Consider the following 20,026-nt stretch of genomic DNA (forward strand, 5'->3'; position numbering starts at 1 on the left):
TCAAAAAAGATCGCAGCCTTCGGCAGCTCCTACGGTCAATACGAAAACAACAACAAAAAGGAAGGTCAACCATGCTTCAATCCCGTCACCTGCTCTCCGGCCTCGGACTGTCCCTGATGATCGCTACCCTTTCCGCCAACGCGGCGGGCCTGACCGCCGAACACAAAGCCTTCGGCAAGACCAATGACGGCACGCCCGTCGAACAGTACATCCTGCGCAACAGCCACGGCATGCAAGCCACTGTCATCACTTACGGCGCGACCCTGCAAGCGCTGAAAGTTGCCGACAAGCACGGCAAGTTCGACGACGTGGTGCTGGGTTTCGATGATGTGCAGGGCTACCAGAAAGGCACCGCGTACTTCGGCGCGACCATTGGCCGCTTCGGCAATCGCCTCGCCGAGGGTGCTTTCGAACTCGACGGTAAACGCTACCAAGTGCCGCAGAACGACAAGTCCAATGCCTTGCATGGCGGCCCCGAAGGTTTCGACAAGAAAGTCTGGAAGGCCGAAGAGACCAAGGACAAGGATTCGGTTGGCGTGACCCTGACCTACCTGTCGGCCGACGGTGAAATGGGCTTCCCTGGCAACCTGACCACCGAAGTCACCTATCGCCTGACCGACAACAACGAGCTGCGCATCGACTACAAGGCCAGCACCGACAAGCCAACCGTGCTCAACCTGACCAACCACAGCTACTTCAACCTGGCCGGCGCAGGCAATGGCGACATTCTCAAGCAGGTCGCGACCATCCACTCCAGCCATTACACGCCGGTCACCGCGAAACTGATCCCCACCGGGGAACTGGCGCCAGTCGCCGGTACCCCGATGGACTTCAGCAAACCGACGGCGATCGGCACGCATATCAAGGCTGATCATCCGCAACTGAAATTTGCCGAGCCGAAACAGGGTGGTTTCGATTTCAACTGGGCGCTGGACACCAAGGGCGATGTCAGCAAAGTCGCCACCGAAGTCAGCGACCCACAATCCGGGCGTGTCCTGCAACTGTTCACCACCGAGCCGGGCGTGCAGTTCTACACCAGCAACTTCCTCGACGGCACGGTCAAGGGCAAGGGCGGCAAGGTCTATCCGCACTGGGGCGCGTTTACCCTCGAGACCCAGCACTACCCGGATTCGCCGAACCAGCCGGACTTCCCGAGCACGCGGCTTGATCCGGGGCAGACTTATGCCCACAGCGTGGTCCTGAAGTTCACCGCCAAGTAAAAGCTGGAAGATCAAAAGATCGCAGCGTTCCGCAGCTCCTACAGAAAAACACATCCCCCTGTAGGAGCTGCGGAACACTGCGATCTTTTTTGCTTGTGGAACCCCGACGCTATTCTGCTGCCCACTAAAGATATCGACTCTTTAAGCCAGGAGGTTTGAATGCGTACCCTTGAGTTGGCCGGCGTACAGGTTCCCGTGATTGGCCAGGGCACTTGGCGCATGGGCGAGGATCGCTCGGCGCACACCCGTGAAGTCGCGGCGCTGCGCACCGGCATCGAGCTGGGCATGACCCTGATCGACACTGCAGAGATGTACGCCGAGGGCGGTGCCGAAACCGTCGTCGGCGAGGCCATTGCCGGTCAGCGCGACAAGATTTTCCTGGTCAGCAAGGTCTATCCGCACAACGCCAGCCGCCAAGGCATCCCGCAAGCCTGCGAGCGCAGCCTGCGTCGGCTCGGCACCGACTACATCGATCTGTATCTGCTGCACTGGCGCGGTCAATACCCGCTCGAGGAAACCGTCGAAGCCTTCGAACGCCTGCGCGAGGAAGGCAAGATCGGCCGCTGGGGCGTGTCGAATTTCGATGTCGACGACCTCGAAGAACTGTCCAGTTCGGCCTGCGCCACCAATCAAGTGCTGTACAACCTCGAAGAACGCGGCATCGAATTCGATCTGCTGCCGTGGTGCCAGCATCAGCGCCTGCCGCTGATGGCTTACTGTCCGATCGGCCAGGGCGGCGCGATGCTCACCGAGCCGGTTCTGCAAGACATTGCCAGTCGTCACAACGCCACCCCGGCGCAGGTTTCGCTGGCGTGGATCCTGCGCCAGGATGGCGTGATTGCGATTCCCAAGGCTGTGCGCCCGGAACATGTGCAACTCAATGCCGAGGCGGCGCAGCTGCAATTGGACGCCGGGGATCTGGCGGCGCTGGACGAGGTATTCCCGGCGCCACAACGCAAGCAGCGGCTGGCCATGGTTTGAGCCGCCGACTGCGAGGGCTTCGCGATGAGAAGCACAGATCTGCACGACCCTTTTGATCTGCAACGTTTTGTCCAGGCACAGGACCCGGTGTTCGAACGCGTTCAACGCGAACTCGAAGAGGGCCGCAAGCGCAGCCACTGGATGTGGTTTGTCTTCCCGCAGTTCGCCGGGTTGGGCGGCAGCGAAATGGCCCGGCGTTTTGCCATTGGTTCAGCCGATGAGGCCCAGGCTTATCTGGCCCACGAACTGCTTGGCGCGCGATTGCGCACCTGCACGCAGTTGGTACTCAACGTGCCGCAGCGCTCGATTGCAGAGATTTTCGGTCATCCCGATGACTTGAAGTTTCATTCTTCGATGACCCTGTTCGCCCAGTTCAGCGCCGAGGAAAGCCTGTTCAATCAGGCGCTGGAGCGCTATTTCCACGGCATTCTCGATGAGTGGACACTGCAACTGCTCGACTCAAAAAAGGCCCAGTTGCCCACCGATCAGGGTTGAGAAGTCGTCGTCGACAAACGGCAGGATTGCATCCGCCACCGGTTGCAGCTGGCGGGTGATGTAGTGATCGTAATCGATGGCGGCGCGGCGTACCTCCAAAGGCTCCGGGCCGGCCAGCGTGATGACATAGCTGATCCAGCCGCCGTTCTGATACTGCCTTGGCCGACCCTGCTCGGCGTTGTACTCGTCGGCCAGCCGTGCCGCACGGACATGCGGCGGCACGTTGCGTTCGTAATCGTCGAGCGTGCGACGCAGACGCTTGCGATACACCAGCCGATCATCGAACTCTCCGGCGAGGGTCTTGCGCACGTAGTCGCGCACGTAATCCTGATACGGCTTGCGCTGGAAAATCCGCTCATACAGTTCCTGCTGAAATTGTCGGGCCAGCAGTGACCAGTCGGTACGCACGGTCTCCAGGCCCTTGTAGACCATTTCCTCGCTGCCATCGCTACGGGTGACCAGACCGGCATAGCGCTTCTTGCTGCCCTCCTCCGCACCGCGAATGGTCGGCATCAGGAAACGCTTGTAGTGAATCTCGAACTGCAACTCCAGCGCGCTTTCCAGCCCGTATTCGTCGCGCACATGGGCGCGCCACCAATCGTTGACGTGCTTGACCAGCGCATGACCGATCTGCGCGGCTTCTTCCTGGCCATGCAGCCGGCGCAGCCAGACGAAGGTTGAATCGGTGTCGCCGTATATCACCGCGTGGCCTTGTTCCTCGATCAACTGGCGAGTGCGCAGCATGATTTCGTGGCCGCGCAAGGTGATCGACGAGGCCAGTCGGGTATCGAAAAAACGGCAGCCGCTGGAGCCAAGCACGCCGTAGAAGGCGTTCATGATGATCTTCAACGCCTGGGACAGCGGCGCGTTGTGCTCGCGCTTGGCGGTCTCACGCCCTTCAGCCACCCGCGCCACGATAGCCGGCAGGCAATGCCGGGTACGTGAGAAACGGGCGCCACGGAAACCCGGCACCGAGTCAGCGTCGTCGGGATGTTGCAGTCCCTCGATCAATCCCACCGGGTCGATCAGAAACGTGCGAATGATCGACGGGTACAGGCTTTTGTAATCGAGCACCAGCACCGACTCGTACAACCCCGGCCGCGAATCCATGACAAACCCGCCGGGGCTGGCCTGCGGCGGGTTAGTGCCGAGGTTCGGCGCAACAAAGCCCTGGCGATGCATCAACGGCATGTACAAATGGGTGAACGCGGCGACCGAACCGCCGCTGCGGTCGGCCGGCAGTCCGGTAACGCTGGCGCGCTCGAGCAAAAACGTCAGCAGTTCGGTCTTGGCGAAGATCCGCGTGACCAGCTCGCAGTCCTTTAGGTTGTATTTGGCCAGCGCCGGTTTGTCTTCGGCGAACATGCGGTTGATCTCGTCCATGCGCTGGTACGGATTGTTGATCGCCTTGCCTTCGCCGAGCAGGGTCTGCGCAACATTTTCCAGGCTGAACGACGGAAAGCTCCAGGTCGCCGACCGCAACGACTCGATGCCATCGATGATCAGCCGCCCCGCTGCCGAGGCGAAGTAGTGATTGCGGCTGCCGTGCTCGCGCCACTGCATTTCTTCGCCGCCACGGCCGATTTTCAGCGGCACGCCGAGACGCCGGGCGTGTTCGTGAAGGATGCGCAGATCGAACTGCACAACGTTCCAGCCGATGATTGCGTCGGGGTCGTGGCGGGCGAACCAGTCGTTGAGTTTTTTCAGGATCACCGCGCGCGAGTCGCAGTACTCCAGATCGAAATCGACAATGCTGGCGTCGCCGTTCGGCGCGCCGAGCATGTACACCTGGCGCTCGCCGCAGCCTTCCAGGGCAATCGAATACAGCTCGCCATTTTCCGTGGTTTCGATGTCGAGTGAGACCAGGCGCAGTTTCGGCCGGTAGCCGGGGTCGGGTTTCAGCTGGGCGTTGAGCAGCACGCCCTCTGCATCCGGGGTGCCGCCGAACAGCACCGGCGCGGTGATGAAGCGCTCCATCAGATAGCGTTCCGGCGGGCGCACGTCGGCTTCAAAAACATCGACGCCGGCGCGGTTCAGCGCGGTTTCCAGGCGCATCAACTGGCCGTGTTGCTGGCAATACAGACCGAGTACCGGACGATGCTGAAAATCCTGCAGGGCGAGCGGGCGCAGTTCGACATTGTTTTCATCGTGCAGCAGACGCTCGGCCGCTTCACGCTGGGCGGCGGGAATGAACGCTATCGACGGCTGATGCGCCAGGCGCACACGGCGTGGCCCGGCGTCGGTCGCCAGCCAGAACTCGACTTCGGTGCCGGCCGGCGTATCGCGCCAATGCCGGGTCAGGACGAAGCCCTGCTGTAAATCCACCACTGCGACCTCGAAAAATCAGACTGACCGGCATTCTACGCGGCATTGCCACGCCTGGCCCTGGCAAAAAATACCGCGGATCTGCGGAAAAACCCGGCGAATGGCGTTTTTTGCACGCTAACTGCCGCATTGCCACCTTGCTCTGCGCGGCTGCGTCTACGATGCTTGATGAACAACGACAACACCTGAGTAACCGCCATGAAGACCGTCGCCCAACTGCTCAAGCTCAAAGATCAGAAAAATCAGGAAGTGCATCAGATCAAACCCGATCACATGGTGCTCGAAGCGCTGATGAAGATGGCCGAGAAAAACGTCGGCGCCTTGCTGGTGGTCGAAGACGACAAAGTGGTCGGCATCATCAGCGAGCGCGACTATGCCCGCAAACTGGTGCTGCACGGCCGCTCCTCGGTGGGCACGCCGGTGCGCGACATCATGGTCAAGGACGTGATCACCGTGGACACCCGGCAAACCGTCGACACCTGCCTGGGCATCATGTCGGACAAACGCCTGCGCCACCTGCCGGTGGTCGAGGACGGCCAGTTGATTGGTCTGCTGTCGATCGGCGACCTGGTCAAAGAAGCGATTGCCGAACAGGCTGAATTGATCAAACAGCTCGAGCAATACATTCGCGGCGAATGAGCCCACCGCCGTGCCGTTGTGGGAGCGAGCCTGCTCGCGAATGCGCTGGGTCGGTCGAAACATCTTTGGCTGACACACCGTTTTCGCGAGCAGGCTCGCTCCCACAAGGGGTTATTTGTCAGCCTTGAGAGGGCCAATGCCGCTCGAACACCGGTGCCAGCACCGGGTGTCGGTCAATCCTTTGCAACCACGCATAAAACCCCGGGCGGGTCTGGCGCAGATGTTCGCGGCTGCCAGCCCAGCGGCTCACCACTGCCGCCAGCACATCCAGTGCCCCGGGGGTTTCATCGTCCAGATACAGCTCGCCGGAAAACTGATCGGCAAATACCTCCCAACTGAAGTGCAGGCGCTGGCGCGTGCCAGCGATCAGGTTCTGCCGTGCGTTCTCGTCGGGCGTCATCAACCAGCGCTCGGGGTAATCGATGATGCCCACCGCCGCGTAGCAATTGCCGACGATATAGGCGAGGCCGCGAATCGCCTGATCGCGATCAGCCGCCTCGCTCGGCAGCAGGCCGGACTTGGGAAACGTCAGGCCCAGGTGGATCAGGATCGCCGCACTTTCAGTCATGGCGCTGCCGTCCGGCAGTTGCAGGGTCGGGATCTGCTTCAGCGGATTGAGTTTGCCCAGCGCTTCAGCGGCTTCGGCGCTGGCTTCGGTATCAATGAATCGATAGGCGATCTGGCACAACTCCAATGCCGCCTCGATGGCGGCCGCGCCGGAATTCTTGTGCCCGTAGAGCTGGTACATGTCCGTTTCCCCCGATTAGGCCTTTGCACAGGGTAGATGGCTGTGGCTCGGGTGTAAAAGTCTCCGACGTAACCCCCTGTAGGAGTGAGCCTGCTCGCGATGGCGTCGTGTCAGCAAAACTTATATAGCAGGCATACCGCTATCGCGAGCAGGCTCACTCCTACAGGGTTGTGGCGAGTCATCAAAAATATTCTCCCGGCACTGCATCCAATCGCCTCCGCCACGGGTAGTCCTTGTAACAGCGCACTTTTGTGCTGTCAGTGCTCTACCCTTTTCGGAGAATCATCGGATGAACATCACCCAGCTGATTGGCTTCACCGGTTTGCTCGCTTTCACCGCCAGCACGTTTGCCCAGAGCAGTTACCCCGACGCGATCAAAGTGCCGGACGGGCACAGGATTGCCCTGGAAACCACCGGGGTTGGCGAGATCACCTACGAATGCCGCGACAAGCCCAATATGGCCGGGCAGACCGAGTGGACTTTTGTCGGGCCGAAAGCGGTGCTCAATGATCGCAGCGGCAAACAGGTCGGCACCTACTTCGGCCCACCGGCGACCTGGCAAGCGAAAGACGGATCGAAAGTCACCGGCACGCAACTGGCCGTGGCACCGTCGAGCCCGGGCAACCTGCCCTATCAACTGGTCAAGGCCAACCCGGCCGAGGGCAAAGGCGCGATGACCGGGGTCAGCTACATCCAGCGTGTTGCGCTCAAGGGCGGCGTGGCGCCGGGCAGTGAGTGCACCATGGCGAACAAGGGCAAGCAGGAAATGGTGAAGTACCAGGCGGATTATATTTTCTGGGCGGCGAACTGATATCTCGATCCCAGCACAAATCCCTGTAGGAGTGAGCCTGCTCGCGATAGCGGTATGTCAGTGAACGATCTGCCGGCTGACACAGCGCTATCGCGAGCAGGCTCACTCCTACAAGTGGGACTGTGTGATTCTGGAGAATGTGAGCTAGATTGCACGCCATGCCTTTAGCCGAATCCGTTTTCGATTACGAAGCCCGCCTCGCTGCCTGTGCCCGGGGCGAGCGGGCGGCCTTGCGCGATTTGTATGTGCAGGAAGGCCCGCGTCTGCTCGGTGTGGCCAAGCGGCTGGTGCGCGATACGGCGCTGGCAGAGGACATCGTGCATGAGGCGTTCATCAAGATCTGGAATGGTGCTTCCGGGTTCGACCCGGCGCGCGGTTCGGCGCGGGGCTGGATGTTCAGCGTGACCCGGCATCTGGCCTTGAATCAGCTGCGCAGGCAAAGTCGGGAAACGCCCTTCAGCGAAGAACATGAGGCAACGGCGCCTGATGAGTTGGCCGATGTTCACTCGGCGCGCATCCATCGCTGCCTCGAGCAACTGGAACCGCAGCGGCGCAGCTGTATCCTCCACGCCTACGTCGACGGTTACAGCCATGCGCAGATTTCCGCACGCCTCGACACGCCGCTGGGCACGGTCAAAGCGTGGATCAAGCGCAGCCTCAATGCTTTGCGGGAGTGCATGGGATGATCGGCGAATCAGCGCAGGACCGGGATGAACTGGCCGGCGAATACGTGCTCGGCACGCTGTCGTTCGAGCAGCGCATCGAGGTGCAACGGCGTTTGCCCGACGAACCCGAATTGCGGGCCGCCGTGGATGCCTGGGAACGGCGGCTGCTGGAGCTGACCGATCTGGCCGAGCCACAGCAACCCTCGGCGCAGCTGTGGCCTCGCATCGAACGCAGTCTCGAACGACTGACGGTTAGCAAACCGCTGACTTCGTGGTGGAACCTGCTGCCGCTGTGGCGCGGTCTGAGCGCCGCCGGTCTGGCGGCGACATTGATTCTCGGCACGCTTCTGCTGACCCAGACTGCGCCGAAACCGAGTTATCTGGTGGTGCTGGTGGCGCCGCAGGACAAGGCGCCGGGTTGGGTGATTCAGGCGAGCGATTCCCGGGAGATCCAGTTGATTCCGCTGGGCGTGGTCGAGGTGCCGGCGGACAAGGCGCTGGAGTTCTGGACCAAGGCTGACGGCTGGTCGGGGCCGGTTTCCCTGGGGCTGGTCAAACCGGGGCAGGCTTTGTCGGTGCCGCTGGACAAATTGCCGCCACTGCAGCCCAACCAACTGTTCGAGCTTACGCTGGAAGGCGCGAGCGGCTCGCCGATCGGCAAACCGACGGGGCCGATTCAAGCGATCGGGCGTGCGGTCAAAGTCTTGTAGTGTGCCCTGTAGGAGCTGCCGAAGGCTGCGATCTTTTGATTTTTCTTAGAATCAAGATCAAAAGATCGCAGCCTTCGGCAGCTCCTACATCAATCATCATCGACGTCGATGTTCACCATCACGGCAATGAAGTTCTCATAAAAAATTCCGGGCGTAACATCGGCTCCATACCAACCAACAACACCCCGGAGCACACCATCATGAAACGCCAGACCCTTCTCAGCATCGCTTTCTCGGTTTTCGCAGTTAACGCTTTTGCCGCCACCCCGGCGCACACCATGATCGCCGAAGGCGGCTCGGACAAACTGATCGAAAGCCGTCTGGCCGAAGGCGGTTCGGATCGTCTGATCGAACGTCGCGTTGCTGAAGGTGGCGCTGATCGCCTGATCGAACGTCGTGTTGCCGAAGGTGGCTCGGATCGTCTGATCGAACGCCGTGTTGCCGAAGGTGGCTCGGATCGTCTGATCGAACGTCGCGTTGCTGAAGGTGGTTCGGATCGTCTGATCGAACGCCGTGTTGCCGAAGGTGGCTCGGATCGTCTGATCGAACGCCGTGTTGCCTGATGCATGACTGCAAGCGCAACACCGCAGAGAAACCCGGCTCCCGCAGCCGGGTTTTTTATGTCTGCGTGTTTTATCCGGCCTTGGCCATGCAGCGTTTGTAGCGCTCATCCACGCGTTTGGCGAACCAGGCTGTGGTGAGTTTGCGGGTGATCTTCGGGCTCTGCAGCACGATCCCCGGCAATAGCGCACGCGGTAATGCCTTGCCTTCGGCTCGCTCCGCCAGTTCGAACACGCGCTGATAGAGTTTGGTCTCTTCGAATTCCAGGGTTTTGCCCTTCTCCAGTTGATCGCGAATCGTCGGGTTGCGCATGCCCAGCGACTTGCCGAGGGTGCGTACCGCCAGTTCGGTGCTGCCGGGCATGATCGAATCGTAGCGGATCAGGTCGCCGTCCAGGGTCAGCGGAATGCCGGACGCGCGACTGACCGCGTTCTGAAACGCAGCATTGCGGCTGGCGTACCAGCCGGCGTTGAAATCGGCGAAGCGATACAGCGGCTCGCGATAATTCACCGGATAGCCGAGCAAATGGGCGATGCCGAAGTACATGCCACCGCGCCGGCTGAACACTTCACGGCGAATCGTGCCGTCCACCGGATACGGGTAATCCTTGGCGTGCTCTTCAGCGAATTCGATGCTGACCTGCATCGGCCCGCCGGTGTGCACCGGGTTGAAGCCGCCGAACAGGGTGCGCCCCATCGGTACCATGCCGATGAAGTCATCGAAAATCGCGCTCAGCTCCTTTTCACTGCGCGCCGCATTCAGGCGTTCGCTGTAGGTCTTGCCATTGGGCGAGCGCACTTGCAGAGCGCCGCTGACCAACAAGCTGGGGATATGCACCTTGGCGGCGCGGCGATCGATCTCGTCGCGGGCAATCTTGCCCAGACCGGGCACCGTCGGATCGGCCTGGAAAGTGGATTCCTGTTCCGCCACGGCCAGTACCGAACAGAGATTTTGCGTGGTGGTATTGATGCCCTGCGCGGCGAACGCGGCGTAGATGTCCGTGGCCCAGCCTTGGCGATCAGCGGTTTTCGCCGGCAGCAAGCGGACGATTTCCGCTTTCACTTCGGCCGGCGGGCGCGGTGCCGGTTCGTTGCTGCGCTGGCTGGCGCAACCGGCGAGCAGTAGCAAGGCGCTGAGTGTGGCGAGTAATCTTGAGGGGTGCATCGTTGCTCCTTCCAGTCCGGTGTGCCGCGTTCCCCCTGCAAGCCCACAAATCCTCTGGCGAGGGAGCTTGCTCCCGCTGGGCTGCGGAGCGGCCCCGAATCCTGCCATCCGCGTCAACCAGAAACAACCGGGAGTCCAGGATTGCGACGGCTGCGCCGCCGAGCGGGAGCAAGCTCCCTCGCCACAATGTGCAGCTCTTACGGGGCTGATGACAAACTGATTGCAAAACGTTACTGCGAAACCCTATCATTTGCGCCTGGAGTCGCATTAGCGCAAGGAGTTCCGCGCCGCCCTTATTTTATTCATTGGCCGCTCGCCTCCAGGTATCCGACATGCCCGCTTCAGCTCGACTCGGCGCTCCGTTCCGCCCGACTTTGCTTGCCCTGCTATGTTCCCTGACCGTTACCGCCCACGCCGCTGAAGACAACAGCAAAGAGCTCGTGCTCGACGACGTCAACATCAACGCCCAGGCCCCAACCCCCAACGCCCTGCCCCCGGTCTACGCTGGCGGTCAGGTTGCACGCGGCGGCCAGTTGGGCGTGCTGGGCAATCAGGACATGATGGACGTGCCGTTCAGCGCGGCGTCCTACACCGAGCAACTGATCCAGGACCAGCAGGCGGAAAACGTCGCCGATGTGCTGCTCAACGATTCCTCGGTGCGCCAGGCCTCGGGCTTCTCCAACCAGGCGCAGGTCTTCATGATTCGCGGCCTGCCGCTCAATGGCGATGATATTTCCTATAACGGCCTGTACGGCGTCTTGCCCCGGCAGATCATTTCCACCGATGCACTGGAACGCGTGGAAGTGTTCAAAGGCCCCAATGCCTTCATCAACGGCGTAACCCCGACCGGTTCCGGCATCGGCGGCGGCGTCAACCTGCAACCAAAACGCGCCGGCGATGTGCCGCTGCGCCGTTACACCACCGACATCAACAGCGAAGGCCGCATCGGTCATCACTTCGATATCGGCCAGCGCTTCGGTGAAGACAATCGCTTCGGCGCACGGGTCAACCTGTCCCAGCGCGAAGGCGACACCGGCATCGATCACGAGAACCAGCGCTCGAAACTGTTCGCCATCGGTCTGGATTATCGCGGCGATGCGCTGCGGCTTTCCGGCGACTTTGCCTATCAGAAAGAACGCGTCAACGGTGGCCGCAGCTCGGTCAACCTCGGCACCGCCACGCACCTGCCGGACGCGCCATCGGCCGATACCAACTACGCGCCGAAGTGGGGCTACACCGATATCGAAGACACCTTCGGCATGCTCCGCGCCGAGTACGACCTCAACGACAACTGGACCGCCTACGCCGCCGGTGGCGCCAAGCACACCCGTGAAGTCGGCCGCTACAACTCGACCACCCTGGTCGGCAACAGCGGCGCGTCGTTCACCACCGGCTCGTTCGTGCCCCATGACGAGGACAACACCAGCGTCATGGCCGGCCTCAACGGCAAATTCAACACCGGCCCGGTCAGCCACAAGCTGAATTTCGGCCTGACCGGGATCTGGGCTGAGCAGCGCAGTGCCTATGACTTCGACCTGACGCGCTACTCGAACAACATCTATCACCCGATCACGCCGCCGGCACCGGTCGGCAACTTCGCTGGCGGCGATCTCAACGATCCGGGCATCGTCGGCAAGACCTTCAACCGCAGCGTGGCGATTTCCGACACCCTCGGTTTCTTCGACGATCGCCTGCTGGTCACCGCTGGCCTGCGTCGCCAGCAACTGGTGGTGCAGGGTTACAGCTACGCCAGCTACGGCAGCGGCCCGCGCTCGTCGAGCTACGACGAATCGATCACCACGCCGGTGTACGGCATCGTGTTCAAGCTGTGGGAGCATGTGTCGATCTACGCCAACCACATCGAGGGCCTGGCGCAGGGTCCGACCTCGCCGACCAGCTCCGGCGGTTTCCGCGTGACCAACGGCAACGAAGTCTACGCGCCGAAACGCTCCAAGCAGACCGAGGTGGGCGTGAAAGTCGACATGGGCACCTACGGCGCAAGTCTGGGTGTTTACCGCATCGAACAGCCAAGCGATGGCTACTGCGAAATCAACGATCCGACCACTTGCACCTACGTCCGTGAAGGCGAACAGATCAACAAAGGCGTGGAAATGAACGTGTTCGGCGAGCCGATCGATGGCCTGCGCCTGATCAGCGGCCTGACCCTGATGGACACCGAACTGAAAAACACCCTCAACGGTGCCAACGACGGCAACCACGCCATCGGCGTGCCGACCTTCCAGTTCAACGCTGGCGTGGATTGGGACGTGCCGGGTCTGCAAGGCGTCGCGCTGAATGCGCGGATGCTGCGCACCGGCGGGCAATACGCCGACGCAGCGAACAACCTCAGCTTGCCAACGTGGAACCGCTTCGACGCAGGTGCGCGCTATGCGTTCAAGGTGTCGGAGAAAGACGTGACGCTGCGTTTCGGCGTTGAGAACGTGGCGAACAAGAAGTACTGGGAATCGGCTCAGGGCGGGTACCTGACCCAGGGTGAACCGCGGGTGGCGAAGCTGTCCGGGACGATTGATTTCTAAGCACTAAAAAGATCAAAAGCCCCTCACCCTAACCCTCTCCCAGAGGGAGAGGGGACTGACCGAGATGTTCTCTCGAACTACGCCGACCTGAAATATCCAGTCGAACTCAGGACTTGAAAAGCCCCCGATCGGCGCCCTCTCCCTCGGGAGAGGGCTGGGGTGAGGGGTTGCAGCCGTGCAGCCCATTCCCAGGTATGCACAAAACAGCCGCCCTCCCGTCCGGCCGACCACACTGGCCACCCTCTCCCGCTGATCCATACTTGCTGCACAGCCACAGGAGGACAGCCCCATGAACCGCAGCGACGTGCTGATCATCGGCGCCGGCCCGACCGGTCTGGTCCTGGCGCTGTGGTTGAGCAGACTCGGCGTGCGCGTGCGCATCATCGACAAGACTACAGCGCCCGGCACTACTTCCCGCGCCTTGGCCGTGCAAGCGAGAACCCTCGAGCTGTATCGCCAACTCGACCTGGCCGACACCATCGTGCGTCGTGGCCATCAGGTCGCGGCGGCGAACTTCTGGGTCAACGGCAAACCGGTCGCGCAGTTGCCACTCAAGCGCATCGGCGAAGGCCTCACTCCCTACGCCTTCGTCGAAATTTTCCCGCAGGACGAGCACGAACGGCTGCTGCTCGAGCGCCTTGAAGATTACGGCGTCAGCGTCGAGCGCAATACCGCGCTGGAGAGCTTCGAGGACACCGGCGACACCATCACCGCGCATCTGCGCCTGCCCGATGGCCAGCAGGAAGTCTGTCAGGCCTGTTATCTGGCCGGTTGCGACGGCGCCCGTTCGGTAGTGCGCAAAACCCTCGACACCGACTTCCCCGGCGGCACCTATCAGCAGATTTTCTACGTCGCCGATGTCACGGCCAGCGGCCCGGCGCTCAATGGCGAGCTGCATCTGGATCTGGACGAAGCGGACTTTCTCGCGGTGTTTCCACTGGCCGGCGAAGGCCGCGCGCGGCTGATCGGCACGGTGCGTGACGAACGCGCCGAGCGTGCCGAAACCCTGCAGTTTTCCGACGTCAGCAGCCGCGCCATCGAGCATCTGAAAGTGCATATCGAAGACGTGCACTGGTTCTCCACCTACCGCGTGCATCACCGGGTGGCCGAACACTTCCGTGATGGCCGGGCATTTCTGCTCGGCGATGCCGCCCATGTACACAGCCCCGCCGGCGGCCAAGGCATGAACACCGGCATCGGCGATGCGATCAATCTGGCGTGGAAACTCGCCGCCGTGCTCAGCGGTGGTGCCGAACCGAAACTGCTCGACACCTACGAAATCGAGCGCATCGCCTTCGCCCGCCGACTGGTCTCGACGACCGACAAGGTCTTCAGTTTCGTCACCGCCGAGGGGCGCATGGCCGACCTGCTACGCATGCGTGTGGCGCCGTTTCTGCTTCCGAAAATGGCCGCGTTCGAAGCAAGCCGCGAGTTCCTTTTTCGCACGGTCTCGCAAGTCACCCTCAACTATCGCGGCATGCCGCTGAGTCAGGGCGAAGCCGGCCATGTGCACGGCGGCGACCGCTTGCCGTGGGCGCATGATGGCGAAGGAGATAATTTCGGACCGCTCCGGCAACCGTGCTGGCAGGTGCATGTCTACGGCGACACCAGCGACGAGATGATCGCCTGGTGCGCCGAACATCACTTGCCGCTGCACGTCTTCGACTGGCGCCCGGCGTTTGAAACAGCCGGATTGGGCCGCAACGGCTTTTACCTGCTGCGGCCGGATACCTATGTGGCGATTGCGGATAACAGTGCCGATCCAAAAGTGATCGAGCGCTACTTCCGCGATCACGGCATCCGCCCGTTCTTCAACTGACACACCACAACCCCCTGTAGGAGTGAGCCTGCTCGCGATAGCGTTGTGTCAGTCGAGAAAATTCATGTCTGACACACCGCTATCGCGAGCAGGCTCACTCCTACAGTCTGGATTTGTGCTGGGCTTAGATCCCGGCCAGTGCCAGATCCATCGCAAAGTAAGTGAAGATCAGATCCGCGCCCGCACGCTTGATGGCGCCAAGGCTTTCGCGCACCACGCGATCTTCATCGATCGCCCCGGCCTGGGCGCCGAACTTGATCATCGCGTACTCGCCGCTGACCTGATACGCCGCCAATGGCAGGTTCGAGGCCTGACGAATGTCGCGGATGATATCGAGGTAAGCGCCAGCCGGTTTGACCATCAGCGCATCCGCGCCTTCCTGCTCATCGAGCAGCGATTCGCGCAGGGCTTCGCGACGATTCATCGGGTTCATCTGATAGCTCTTGCGATCACCCTTGAGCGCGCTGCCGCCGGCCTCGCGGAACGGACCGTACAGCGCAGAAGCGAATTTGGTCGAGTAGGCCATGATCGGAATCTGCGTGAAGCCGGCCGCGTCCAGTGCCTGGCGAATCGCGCGCACCTGGCCATCCATTGCTGCCGACGGTGCGATTACGTCAGCCCCGGCGCGAGCGGCGGCCACGGCTTGCTTGCCAAGATTGATCAGGGTCTGGTCGTTGTCGACTTCGTGATTGTGCATCACACCGCAATGGCCGTGGTCGGTGTACTCGCAGAAGCAGGTGTCGGACATCACGATCATTTCCGGCACGGCATCCTTGGCGATGCGCGACATGCGCGAGACCAGGCCGTCTTCGCGCCAGGTGTCGCTGCCGTTGGCGTCCAGATGATGGGACACGCCAAAGGTCATCACCGACTTGATCCCGGCACGGGCATAGCGCTCGATTTCACTGGCCAGTTTGCGCTCGGGGATGCGCTGCACGCCGGGCATGCTGGTGATCGGCACGAAGTCGTCGATCTCTTCCTCGACGAATATCGGCAGCACCAGATCGTTGAGGCTGAATTCGGTTTCCTGGAACAGACTGCGCAGGCTCGCATTGCGGCGCAGACGGCGGGGACGTGCTTCGGGGAACTGACTGGACATGGGGCCTTTCCTGAAAAACAACGGATGAGACGAAAGTCGTAGGGGGCGCAGCTTATGCCTTGCGGCGGGTGCGGGACAAACCTGGATCGGCCAAGAGAGCGTTACCGGGCTTGCAATAATCGATAAAACGCAACAAATCCCCTGTAGGAGTGAGCCTGCTCGCGATAGCAGTGTGTCAGACATAAATTTCTCCACTGATACACCGCTATCGCGAGCAGGCTCACTCCTACAAAAGGAAACACGGTGGGTCAGGAAGGAATGGTCAGGCCGCGGATGACTGCCGGGCGAGCGAGGAACCGCTCCAGCACCCGGGTGACGTTGGGGAAATTCTGAATCCCGACCAGATCCCCTGCCTCATAGAAGCCGAGCAGATTGCGCACCCACGGGAACGTGGCGATATCGGCGATGGTATAGCGCTCGCCCATGATCCAGTCGCGGCCTTCAAGGCGGGTGTTGAGCACGTTCAACAGGCGTTTGCTCTCCTCGACATAGCGGTCACGCGGGCGCTTGTCCTCGTAATCCTTGCCAGCGAATTTGTTGAAGAAACCGAGCTGGCCGAACATCGGGCCGATGCCGCCCATCTGCCACATCAGCCATTGAATAGTCTCGTAGCGCAGCGCGCCTTCCTGAGCGAGCAACTGGCCGCTCTTGTCGGCCAGATAAATCAGGATCGCGCCGGATTCGAACAGCGGCAGCGGCTGATCTTCCGGGCCATGCGGGTCGAGGATCGCCGGGATCTTGTTGTTCGGGTTCAGCGAGAGAAACTCCGCCGAGGTCTGGTCGTTGGTGTCGAAGCCGACGCGGTGCGGCTCGTACGGCAGGCCGATCTCTTCGAGCATGATCGACACTTTGACGCCGTTGGGGGTCGGCAGGGAGTAGAGCTGAATCCAGTCCGGGTACTGCGCCGGCCATTTCTGAGTAATCGGGAATGCAGACAGATCGGTCATTGGAAGCATCCAGTCACAAATTGAAAGCCGATCATAATGTAGGCCCGGGTTGACGCCTACACGAACCGTAACATCCTGTCGCTAACCTGCCTGTATGCCCGCAAAGGTTGCCGTTAGAGTGCTGCGCACTGGCCCGGATCGAACCAAACGGGCATTACAGGACTCTGAGCTATGCCTTTCTCGCAGAGGAAGCTGTTCACGACAGGGAAACACCCGGTGCTGGGAGCCCGCGGTGCCAAGGTTTGTCAGCCTTAACCGATTTTGCTGAAGAATCTTCGAATTGATGACGAACCTGATGAGTTTCGCCAAACGTTTCAAACATCGCGCGTACGTGGCCCTGCCCTCCCTGCTGGCAGTCAGTGCGCTCTTTCTGTCCCTCGAATCCAGTGAAAGCCGCGCGCAACCGGCGGACGGCACGCAGACCCTGGTGTTCCTGCGTCATGCGGAAAAACCCGAAGGCGGCTTAGGCCAGCTCAACTGCCAGGGCCTGAACCGCGCCATCGATCTGTCGACACTGCTGCCGGAAAAATTCGGCAAGGCCGACTACGTGTTCGCCGCCAACCCGACACGCAACGTTGAAGAAGGCGAGCTGGATAACTCCTACAGCTACATTCGTCCGCTGATGACCATCAGCCCGGCCGCGATCAAGCTTGGCCTGCCGGTGAACATCGAGTTCTCCGCCAACGACACCAGCGATCTGGCCCGCGAACTGCTGGACGAGAAATACCACAACTCGACGATCTACACCGCCTGGTCACACGGCTATCTGCCGGAGTTGATCAACAAGGTCGCCGGCAATGCGGTGGGCGAGCGGCAGAAGATCACCGATGACTGGGCTGGAGACGACTTCGACTCACTGTACGTGCTGACCCTGAAGTGGCACAACGGCAAGGCCAGTCTGCAGAGCCATAGCTACAAGCAGGGGCTGGATAACGGCAAGGACACCTGCCCGACCTGAGTTTTTTATCGCCTGACCTGGCCCTATCGCGAGCAGGCTCACTCCTACATTTGGAACGCGTTCCACCTGTAGGAGTGAGCCTGCTCGCGATGAGGCCGGTACAACCGACGCTAAATCCTCTGATTCACCCGCTCGCGCAAATACTCGATCACCGCCTGACGCTCCCCGGCAAACTCGATCCGCCCGCCCTTCTTCTCGCGCTGGAACACATACATCGGGTCGTAGTACTCACGCAGCAACACGCTTGTCCAATCGCGAAACAGCTCGACCGAACCGCTCCGGGCCTGTTCGGCCAGTGCCGCCTCCATCTGCCCGTACAGTCGTTGATAGCGCTCGCCACCCAGGCGACGCTGAATATTGTTCAGGCTGGCAATCAATCGCTCGGCATATAGGGCGAAACCCACCTGCTCGCCATGCAACGCGACGAACTCGGCGTGCAGGTCAATCACGTAATCCTGGAGGATTCGCTCGACCCGATTCTCAAGGCTGTCTTCAAGCCAGACCAGCGGTGCCGCTTGCATGCCCCGGTACAGCGGCAACGGCAAGGCACAGCTGCCGACCACCCGACTCTCGTCTTCCAGGACAAATTGCCCGATCCCGCGGGCGCGCTTTTTCAGCACATCGACAGCCAGGCGATTCTCGAAATCGATGTTGCCCGGTTGCCCGGTGGCGCGCTTGCCAAAACTCGAACCGCGGTGATTGGCGTGGCCTTCCAGATCCAGACCATTGCTCAACTGCACCAGCACTTCGGTCTTGCCAGTACCGGTCATGCCACCGAGCAGAACCAGATCGCATTCGGCCACAGCCTGATCGACCGTTTCCAGGAGGAACGTGCGCATGGCCTTGTAGCCACCGCCCACACGCGGGTAATCGATGCCACCTTCGTCCTTGATCCATTGCTGGACGATCTGTGAACGCAGACCACCGCGGAAACAATAGAGATAGCCGTCGGGGTGGTTACGGGCGAATTCGACCCAGCCCTGGATGCGTGCCTCCCGAACCTCGGCCGACACCAGCCGCTCACCCAGAGCAATCGCGGCTTGCTGCCCGTGCTGTTTGTAACAGGTGCCGACCTGTTCGCGCTCACGGTCGTTCATCAGCGGCTGATTGATCACCCCCGGGAACGCGCCGTGGGAAAATTCAACCGGCGCACGGACATCCATCATTGGCCGGTCGTTGAGGAAAATATCGCGGTAGTCAGTGCAGTCGCGGAGCATCAGATCACCTCGACTGCGTTCGTCTGTCGCTCAACCAGCTCGCCGATCGGCTCAAGGTTCAGCCCGAGTTCGGCAGCAACGCCGAGGAACTCTTCATTGCCCTCGGGCGTGACCGCAATCAGCAGACCGCCACTGGTTTGCGGATCGCACAGCACGCGCTTGTGCAGTTCCTGCACGCGGCCGACCTTGCTCGAATAGCTGTCGAAATTGCGCAGCGTACCGCCCGGCACACAGCCTTGATCGAGGTAGTACTCGACACTGTCCAGACGCGGCACGCGGTCGTAGGCGATGCGCGCGGTCAACTGGCTGCCGTCGGCCATTTCCACCAGATGCCCGAGCAGGCCGAAACCGGTAACGTCGGTCATCGCCGTAACGCCGGCGAGCTTGCCGAAACGGCTGCCGGGCTTGTTCAGGGTACACATCCAGTCACGGGCGACACCGACGTCGGCAACGCGCAATTTGCCCTTCTTTTCGGCGGTGGTGAGGATGCCGATGCCCAGCGGTTTGGTCAGGTACAACAGGCAACCGGCGGTGGCGGTGTCGTTGCGTTTCATGTGGCGTTTCTCCACCAGACCGGTGACGGCAAGACCGAAAATCGGCTCCGGCGCATCGATCGAATGCCCCCCTGCCAACGGTATGCCTGCGGCGTCACACACCGAGCGACCGCCACGAATCACTTCCCGCGCCACTTCCGGCGCCAGCACGTTCACCGGCCAGCCGAGGATCGCAATCGCCATCAACGGATCGCCACCCATCGCGTAGATGTCGCTGATCGCGTTGGTCGCGGCGATGCGGCCGAAGTCGAACGGATCATCGACAATCGGCATGAAGAAATCGGTGGTCGACACCACACCGCGCTCGGCATCGATCTCATACACCGCCGCGTCATCGCGCGACGCGTTGCCGACCCAGAGCTTGGGATCGAGGTTCTGTGCGCCGCTGCCGGCGAGGATCACTTCCAGCACCTGTGGGGAAATCTTGCAGCCACAACCGGCGCCATGGCTGTATTGGGTCAGACGAATCGGCTCGCTCATGGGAGAGTCTCTGGCAATGAATGGGGCGGATTCTAGCAGAGCCGGTGCAGGTGGAGACTTTCACCCTGGAACCCATTGTGGGAGCGAGCCTGCTCG

18 protein-coding genes are annotated in these 20,026 nt (G+C 61.3%); 11 read left to right on the forward strand and 7 right to left on the reverse strand.

All coding sequences use genetic code 11. From position 1 onward, the window contains the following. The first annotated feature begins 71 nt into the window (after positions 1–71). From QRN33_RS05340 to QRN33_RS05350, 3 genes are all read left to right on the forward strand, one after another. Complete coding sequence (locus QRN33_RS05340; RefSeq protein WP_285407461.1) at positions 72–1,220, forward strand: aldose epimerase family protein; 1,149 nt, start codon at positions 72–74, stop codon at positions 1,218–1,220. Between the two features lie 159 nt (positions 1,221–1,379). After that, positions 1,380–2,201, forward strand: a complete 822-nt coding sequence (locus tag QRN33_RS05345) for an aldo/keto reductase (protein ID WP_285407462.1) — start codon at positions 1,380–1,382, stop codon at positions 2,199–2,201. 24 nt (positions 2,202–2,225) lie between these two features. Next, positions 2,226–2,696: a DUF1810 domain-containing protein gene (locus tag QRN33_RS05350; protein WP_285407463.1), complete on the forward strand. Its 471-nt coding sequence runs from the start codon at positions 2,226–2,228 to the stop codon at positions 2,694–2,696. On the opposite strand, the gene QRN33_RS05355 is transcribed toward QRN33_RS05350, so the two are convergent. Continuing rightward, positions 2,661–5,021: a DNA polymerase II gene (locus tag QRN33_RS05355; protein WP_285407464.1), complete on the reverse strand. Its 2,361-nt coding sequence runs from the start codon at positions 5,019–5,021 to the stop codon at positions 2,661–2,663. The two genes, QRN33_RS05350 and QRN33_RS05355, sit on opposite strands and share 36 nt — an antisense overlap. A gap of 198 nt (positions 5,022–5,219) precedes the next feature. Between QRN33_RS05355 and QRN33_RS05360 the strand changes: the two genes are divergently transcribed. After that, positions 5,220–5,660 carry a CBS domain-containing protein gene (locus QRN33_RS05360; RefSeq protein ID WP_016775372.1) on the forward strand — a complete coding sequence of 147 codons (441 nt, stop codon included), beginning with the start codon at positions 5,220–5,222 and terminating at the stop codon, positions 5,658–5,660. Between the two features lie 118 nt (positions 5,661–5,778). On the opposite strand, the gene QRN33_RS05365 is transcribed toward QRN33_RS05360, so the two are convergent. Continuing rightward, a complete protein-coding gene (locus tag QRN33_RS05365) occupies positions 5,779–6,408 on the reverse strand; it encodes a glutathione S-transferase N-terminal domain-containing protein (protein WP_285407465.1) in 630 nt (209 codons plus the stop codon). 289 nt (positions 6,409–6,697) lie between these two features. Here QRN33_RS05365 and QRN33_RS05370 point away from each other — a divergent pair, with 289 nt between their 5' ends. The 4 genes from QRN33_RS05370 (at position 6,698) to QRN33_RS05385 (ending at position 9,157) form a co-directional block, all read left to right on the forward strand. Then, the gene (locus tag QRN33_RS05370) at positions 6,698–7,219 is read left to right on the forward strand and encodes a DUF3455 domain-containing protein (RefSeq protein ID WP_042609126.1); all 522 of its coding nucleotides are present in this window, start codon (positions 6,698–6,700) and stop codon (positions 7,217–7,219) included. 158 nt (positions 7,220–7,377) lie between these two features. Further along, positions 7,378–7,905 carry a sigma-70 family RNA polymerase sigma factor gene (locus tag QRN33_RS05375; protein WP_285407466.1) on the forward strand — a complete coding sequence of 176 codons (528 nt, stop codon included), beginning with the start codon at positions 7,378–7,380 and terminating at the stop codon, positions 7,903–7,905. Further along, entirely contained in the window at positions 7,902–8,594 is a 693-nt protein-coding gene (locus tag QRN33_RS05380; RefSeq protein WP_252873085.1) for an anti-sigma factor, read from the forward strand. Before QRN33_RS05375 ends, QRN33_RS05380 begins: the two co-directional genes overlap by 4 nt. A 200-nt stretch (positions 8,595–8,794) precedes the next feature. Further along, a complete protein-coding gene (locus QRN33_RS05385; protein WP_285407467.1) occupies positions 8,795–9,157 on the forward strand; it encodes a hypothetical protein in 363 nt (120 codons plus the stop codon). 70 nt (positions 9,158–9,227) lie between these two features. On the opposite strand, the gene QRN33_RS05390 is transcribed toward QRN33_RS05385, so the two are convergent. Continuing rightward, positions 9,228–10,319, reverse strand: a complete 1,092-nt coding sequence (locus tag QRN33_RS05390; RefSeq protein ID WP_227972654.1) for a DUF1615 domain-containing protein — start codon at positions 10,317–10,319, stop codon at positions 9,228–9,230. 332 nt (positions 10,320–10,651) lie between these two features. Between QRN33_RS05390 and QRN33_RS05395 the strand changes: the two genes are divergently transcribed. After that, entirely contained in the window at positions 10,652–12,856 is a 2,205-nt protein-coding gene (locus QRN33_RS05395; RefSeq protein WP_285407468.1) for a TonB-dependent receptor, read from the forward strand. Between the two features lie 289 nt (positions 12,857–13,145). Further along, positions 13,146–14,675 carry an FAD-dependent oxidoreductase gene (locus QRN33_RS05400; RefSeq protein ID WP_285407469.1) on the forward strand — a complete coding sequence of 510 codons (1,530 nt, stop codon included), beginning with the start codon at positions 13,146–13,148 and terminating at the stop codon, positions 14,673–14,675. A gap of 124 nt (positions 14,676–14,799) precedes the next feature. On the opposite strand, the gene hemB is transcribed toward QRN33_RS05400, so the two are convergent. After that, positions 14,800–15,774, reverse strand: coding sequence for a porphobilinogen synthase (hemB, locus tag QRN33_RS05405; protein WP_042609118.1), 975 nt, complete (start codon positions 15,772–15,774; stop codon positions 14,800–14,802). A 248-nt stretch (positions 15,775–16,022) separates the two neighbouring features. Beyond that, the gene (locus QRN33_RS05410; protein WP_042609117.1) at positions 16,023–16,721 is read right to left on the reverse strand and encodes a glutathione binding-like protein; all 699 of its coding nucleotides are present in this window, start codon (positions 16,719–16,721) and stop codon (positions 16,023–16,025) included. Between the two features lie 283 nt (positions 16,722–17,004). On the opposite strand from QRN33_RS05410, the gene QRN33_RS05415 reads away from it, so the two are divergent. Further along, positions 17,005–17,679, forward strand: a complete 675-nt coding sequence (locus tag QRN33_RS05415; protein ID WP_039763430.1) for a hypothetical protein — start codon at positions 17,005–17,007, stop codon at positions 17,677–17,679. Between the two features lie 110 nt (positions 17,680–17,789). Here QRN33_RS05415 and mnmH read toward each other — a convergent pair whose 3' ends face one another. Together mnmH and selD are read right to left on the reverse strand one after the other, a co-directional pair. Next, complete coding sequence (mnmH, locus tag QRN33_RS05420) at positions 17,790–18,896, reverse strand: tRNA 2-selenouridine(34) synthase MnmH (RefSeq protein WP_065615968.1); 1,107 nt, start codon at positions 18,894–18,896, stop codon at positions 17,790–17,792. Then, positions 18,896–19,930 (reverse strand): selenide, water dikinase SelD, encoded by a 1,035-nt coding sequence (gene selD, locus QRN33_RS05425; RefSeq protein ID WP_285407471.1) that lies wholly within the window; start codon positions 19,928–19,930, stop codon positions 18,896–18,898. The genes mnmH and selD overlap by 1 nt, the downstream gene beginning before the upstream one ends. Between the last annotated feature and the right edge of the window lie 96 nt (positions 19,931–20,026).

The organism is Pseudomonas sp. FR229a (assembly GCF_030209115.1).
Classification (GTDB): Bacteria; Pseudomonadota; Gammaproteobacteria; order Pseudomonadales; family Pseudomonadaceae; genus Aquipseudomonas; species Aquipseudomonas moraviensis_A.

Bases quoted from the DNA above. Each gene is read 5' to 3' on its own strand.
- QRN33_RS05340 (WP_285407461.1), top strand. From the start codon at position 72: ATGCTTCAATCCCGTCACCTGCTCTCCGGCCTCGGACTGTCCCTGATG.
- QRN33_RS05345 (WP_285407462.1), top strand. From the start codon at position 1,380: ATGCGTACCCTTGAGTTGGCCGGCGTACAGGTTCCCGTGATTGGCCAG.
- QRN33_RS05350 (WP_285407463.1), top strand. From the start codon at position 2,226: ATGAGAAGCACAGATCTGCACGACCCTTTTGATCTGCAACGTTTTGTC.
- QRN33_RS05360 (WP_016775372.1), top strand. From the start codon at position 5,220: ATGAAGACCGTCGCCCAACTGCTCAAGCTCAAAGATCAGAAAAATCAG.
- QRN33_RS05365 (WP_285407465.1), bottom strand. From the start codon at position 6,408: ATGTACCAGCTCTACGGGCACAAGAATTCCGGCGCGGCCGCCATCGAG.
- QRN33_RS05370 (WP_042609126.1), top strand. From the start codon at position 6,698: ATGAACATCACCCAGCTGATTGGCTTCACCGGTTTGCTCGCTTTCACC.
- QRN33_RS05375 (WP_285407466.1), top strand. From the start codon at position 7,378: ATGCCTTTAGCCGAATCCGTTTTCGATTACGAAGCCCGCCTCGCTGCC.
- QRN33_RS05380 (WP_252873085.1), top strand. From the start codon at position 7,902: ATGATCGGCGAATCAGCGCAGGACCGGGATGAACTGGCCGGCGAATAC.
- QRN33_RS05385 (WP_285407467.1), top strand. From the start codon at position 8,795: ATGAAACGCCAGACCCTTCTCAGCATCGCTTTCTCGGTTTTCGCAGTT.
- QRN33_RS05390 (WP_227972654.1), bottom strand. From the start codon at position 10,319: ATGCACCCCTCAAGATTACTCGCCACACTCAGCGCCTTGCTACTGCTC.
- QRN33_RS05395 (WP_285407468.1), top strand. From the start codon at position 10,652: ATGCCCGCTTCAGCTCGACTCGGCGCTCCGTTCCGCCCGACTTTGCTT.
- QRN33_RS05400 (WP_285407469.1), top strand. From the start codon at position 13,146: ATGAACCGCAGCGACGTGCTGATCATCGGCGCCGGCCCGACCGGTCTG.
- hemB (WP_042609118.1), bottom strand. From the start codon at position 15,774: ATGTCCAGTCAGTTCCCCGAAGCACGTCCCCGCCGTCTGCGCCGCAAT.
- QRN33_RS05410 (WP_042609117.1), bottom strand. From the start codon at position 16,721: ATGACCGATCTGTCTGCATTCCCGATTACTCAGAAATGGCCGGCGCAG.
- QRN33_RS05415 (WP_039763430.1), top strand. From the start codon at position 17,005: ATGACGAACCTGATGAGTTTCGCCAAACGTTTCAAACATCGCGCGTAC.
- mnmH (WP_065615968.1), bottom strand. From the start codon at position 18,896: ATGCTCCGCGACTGCACTGACTACCGCGATATTTTCCTCAACGACCGG.
- selD (WP_285407471.1), bottom strand. From the start codon at position 19,930: ATGAGCGAGCCGATTCGTCTGACCCAATACAGCCATGGCGCCGGTTGT.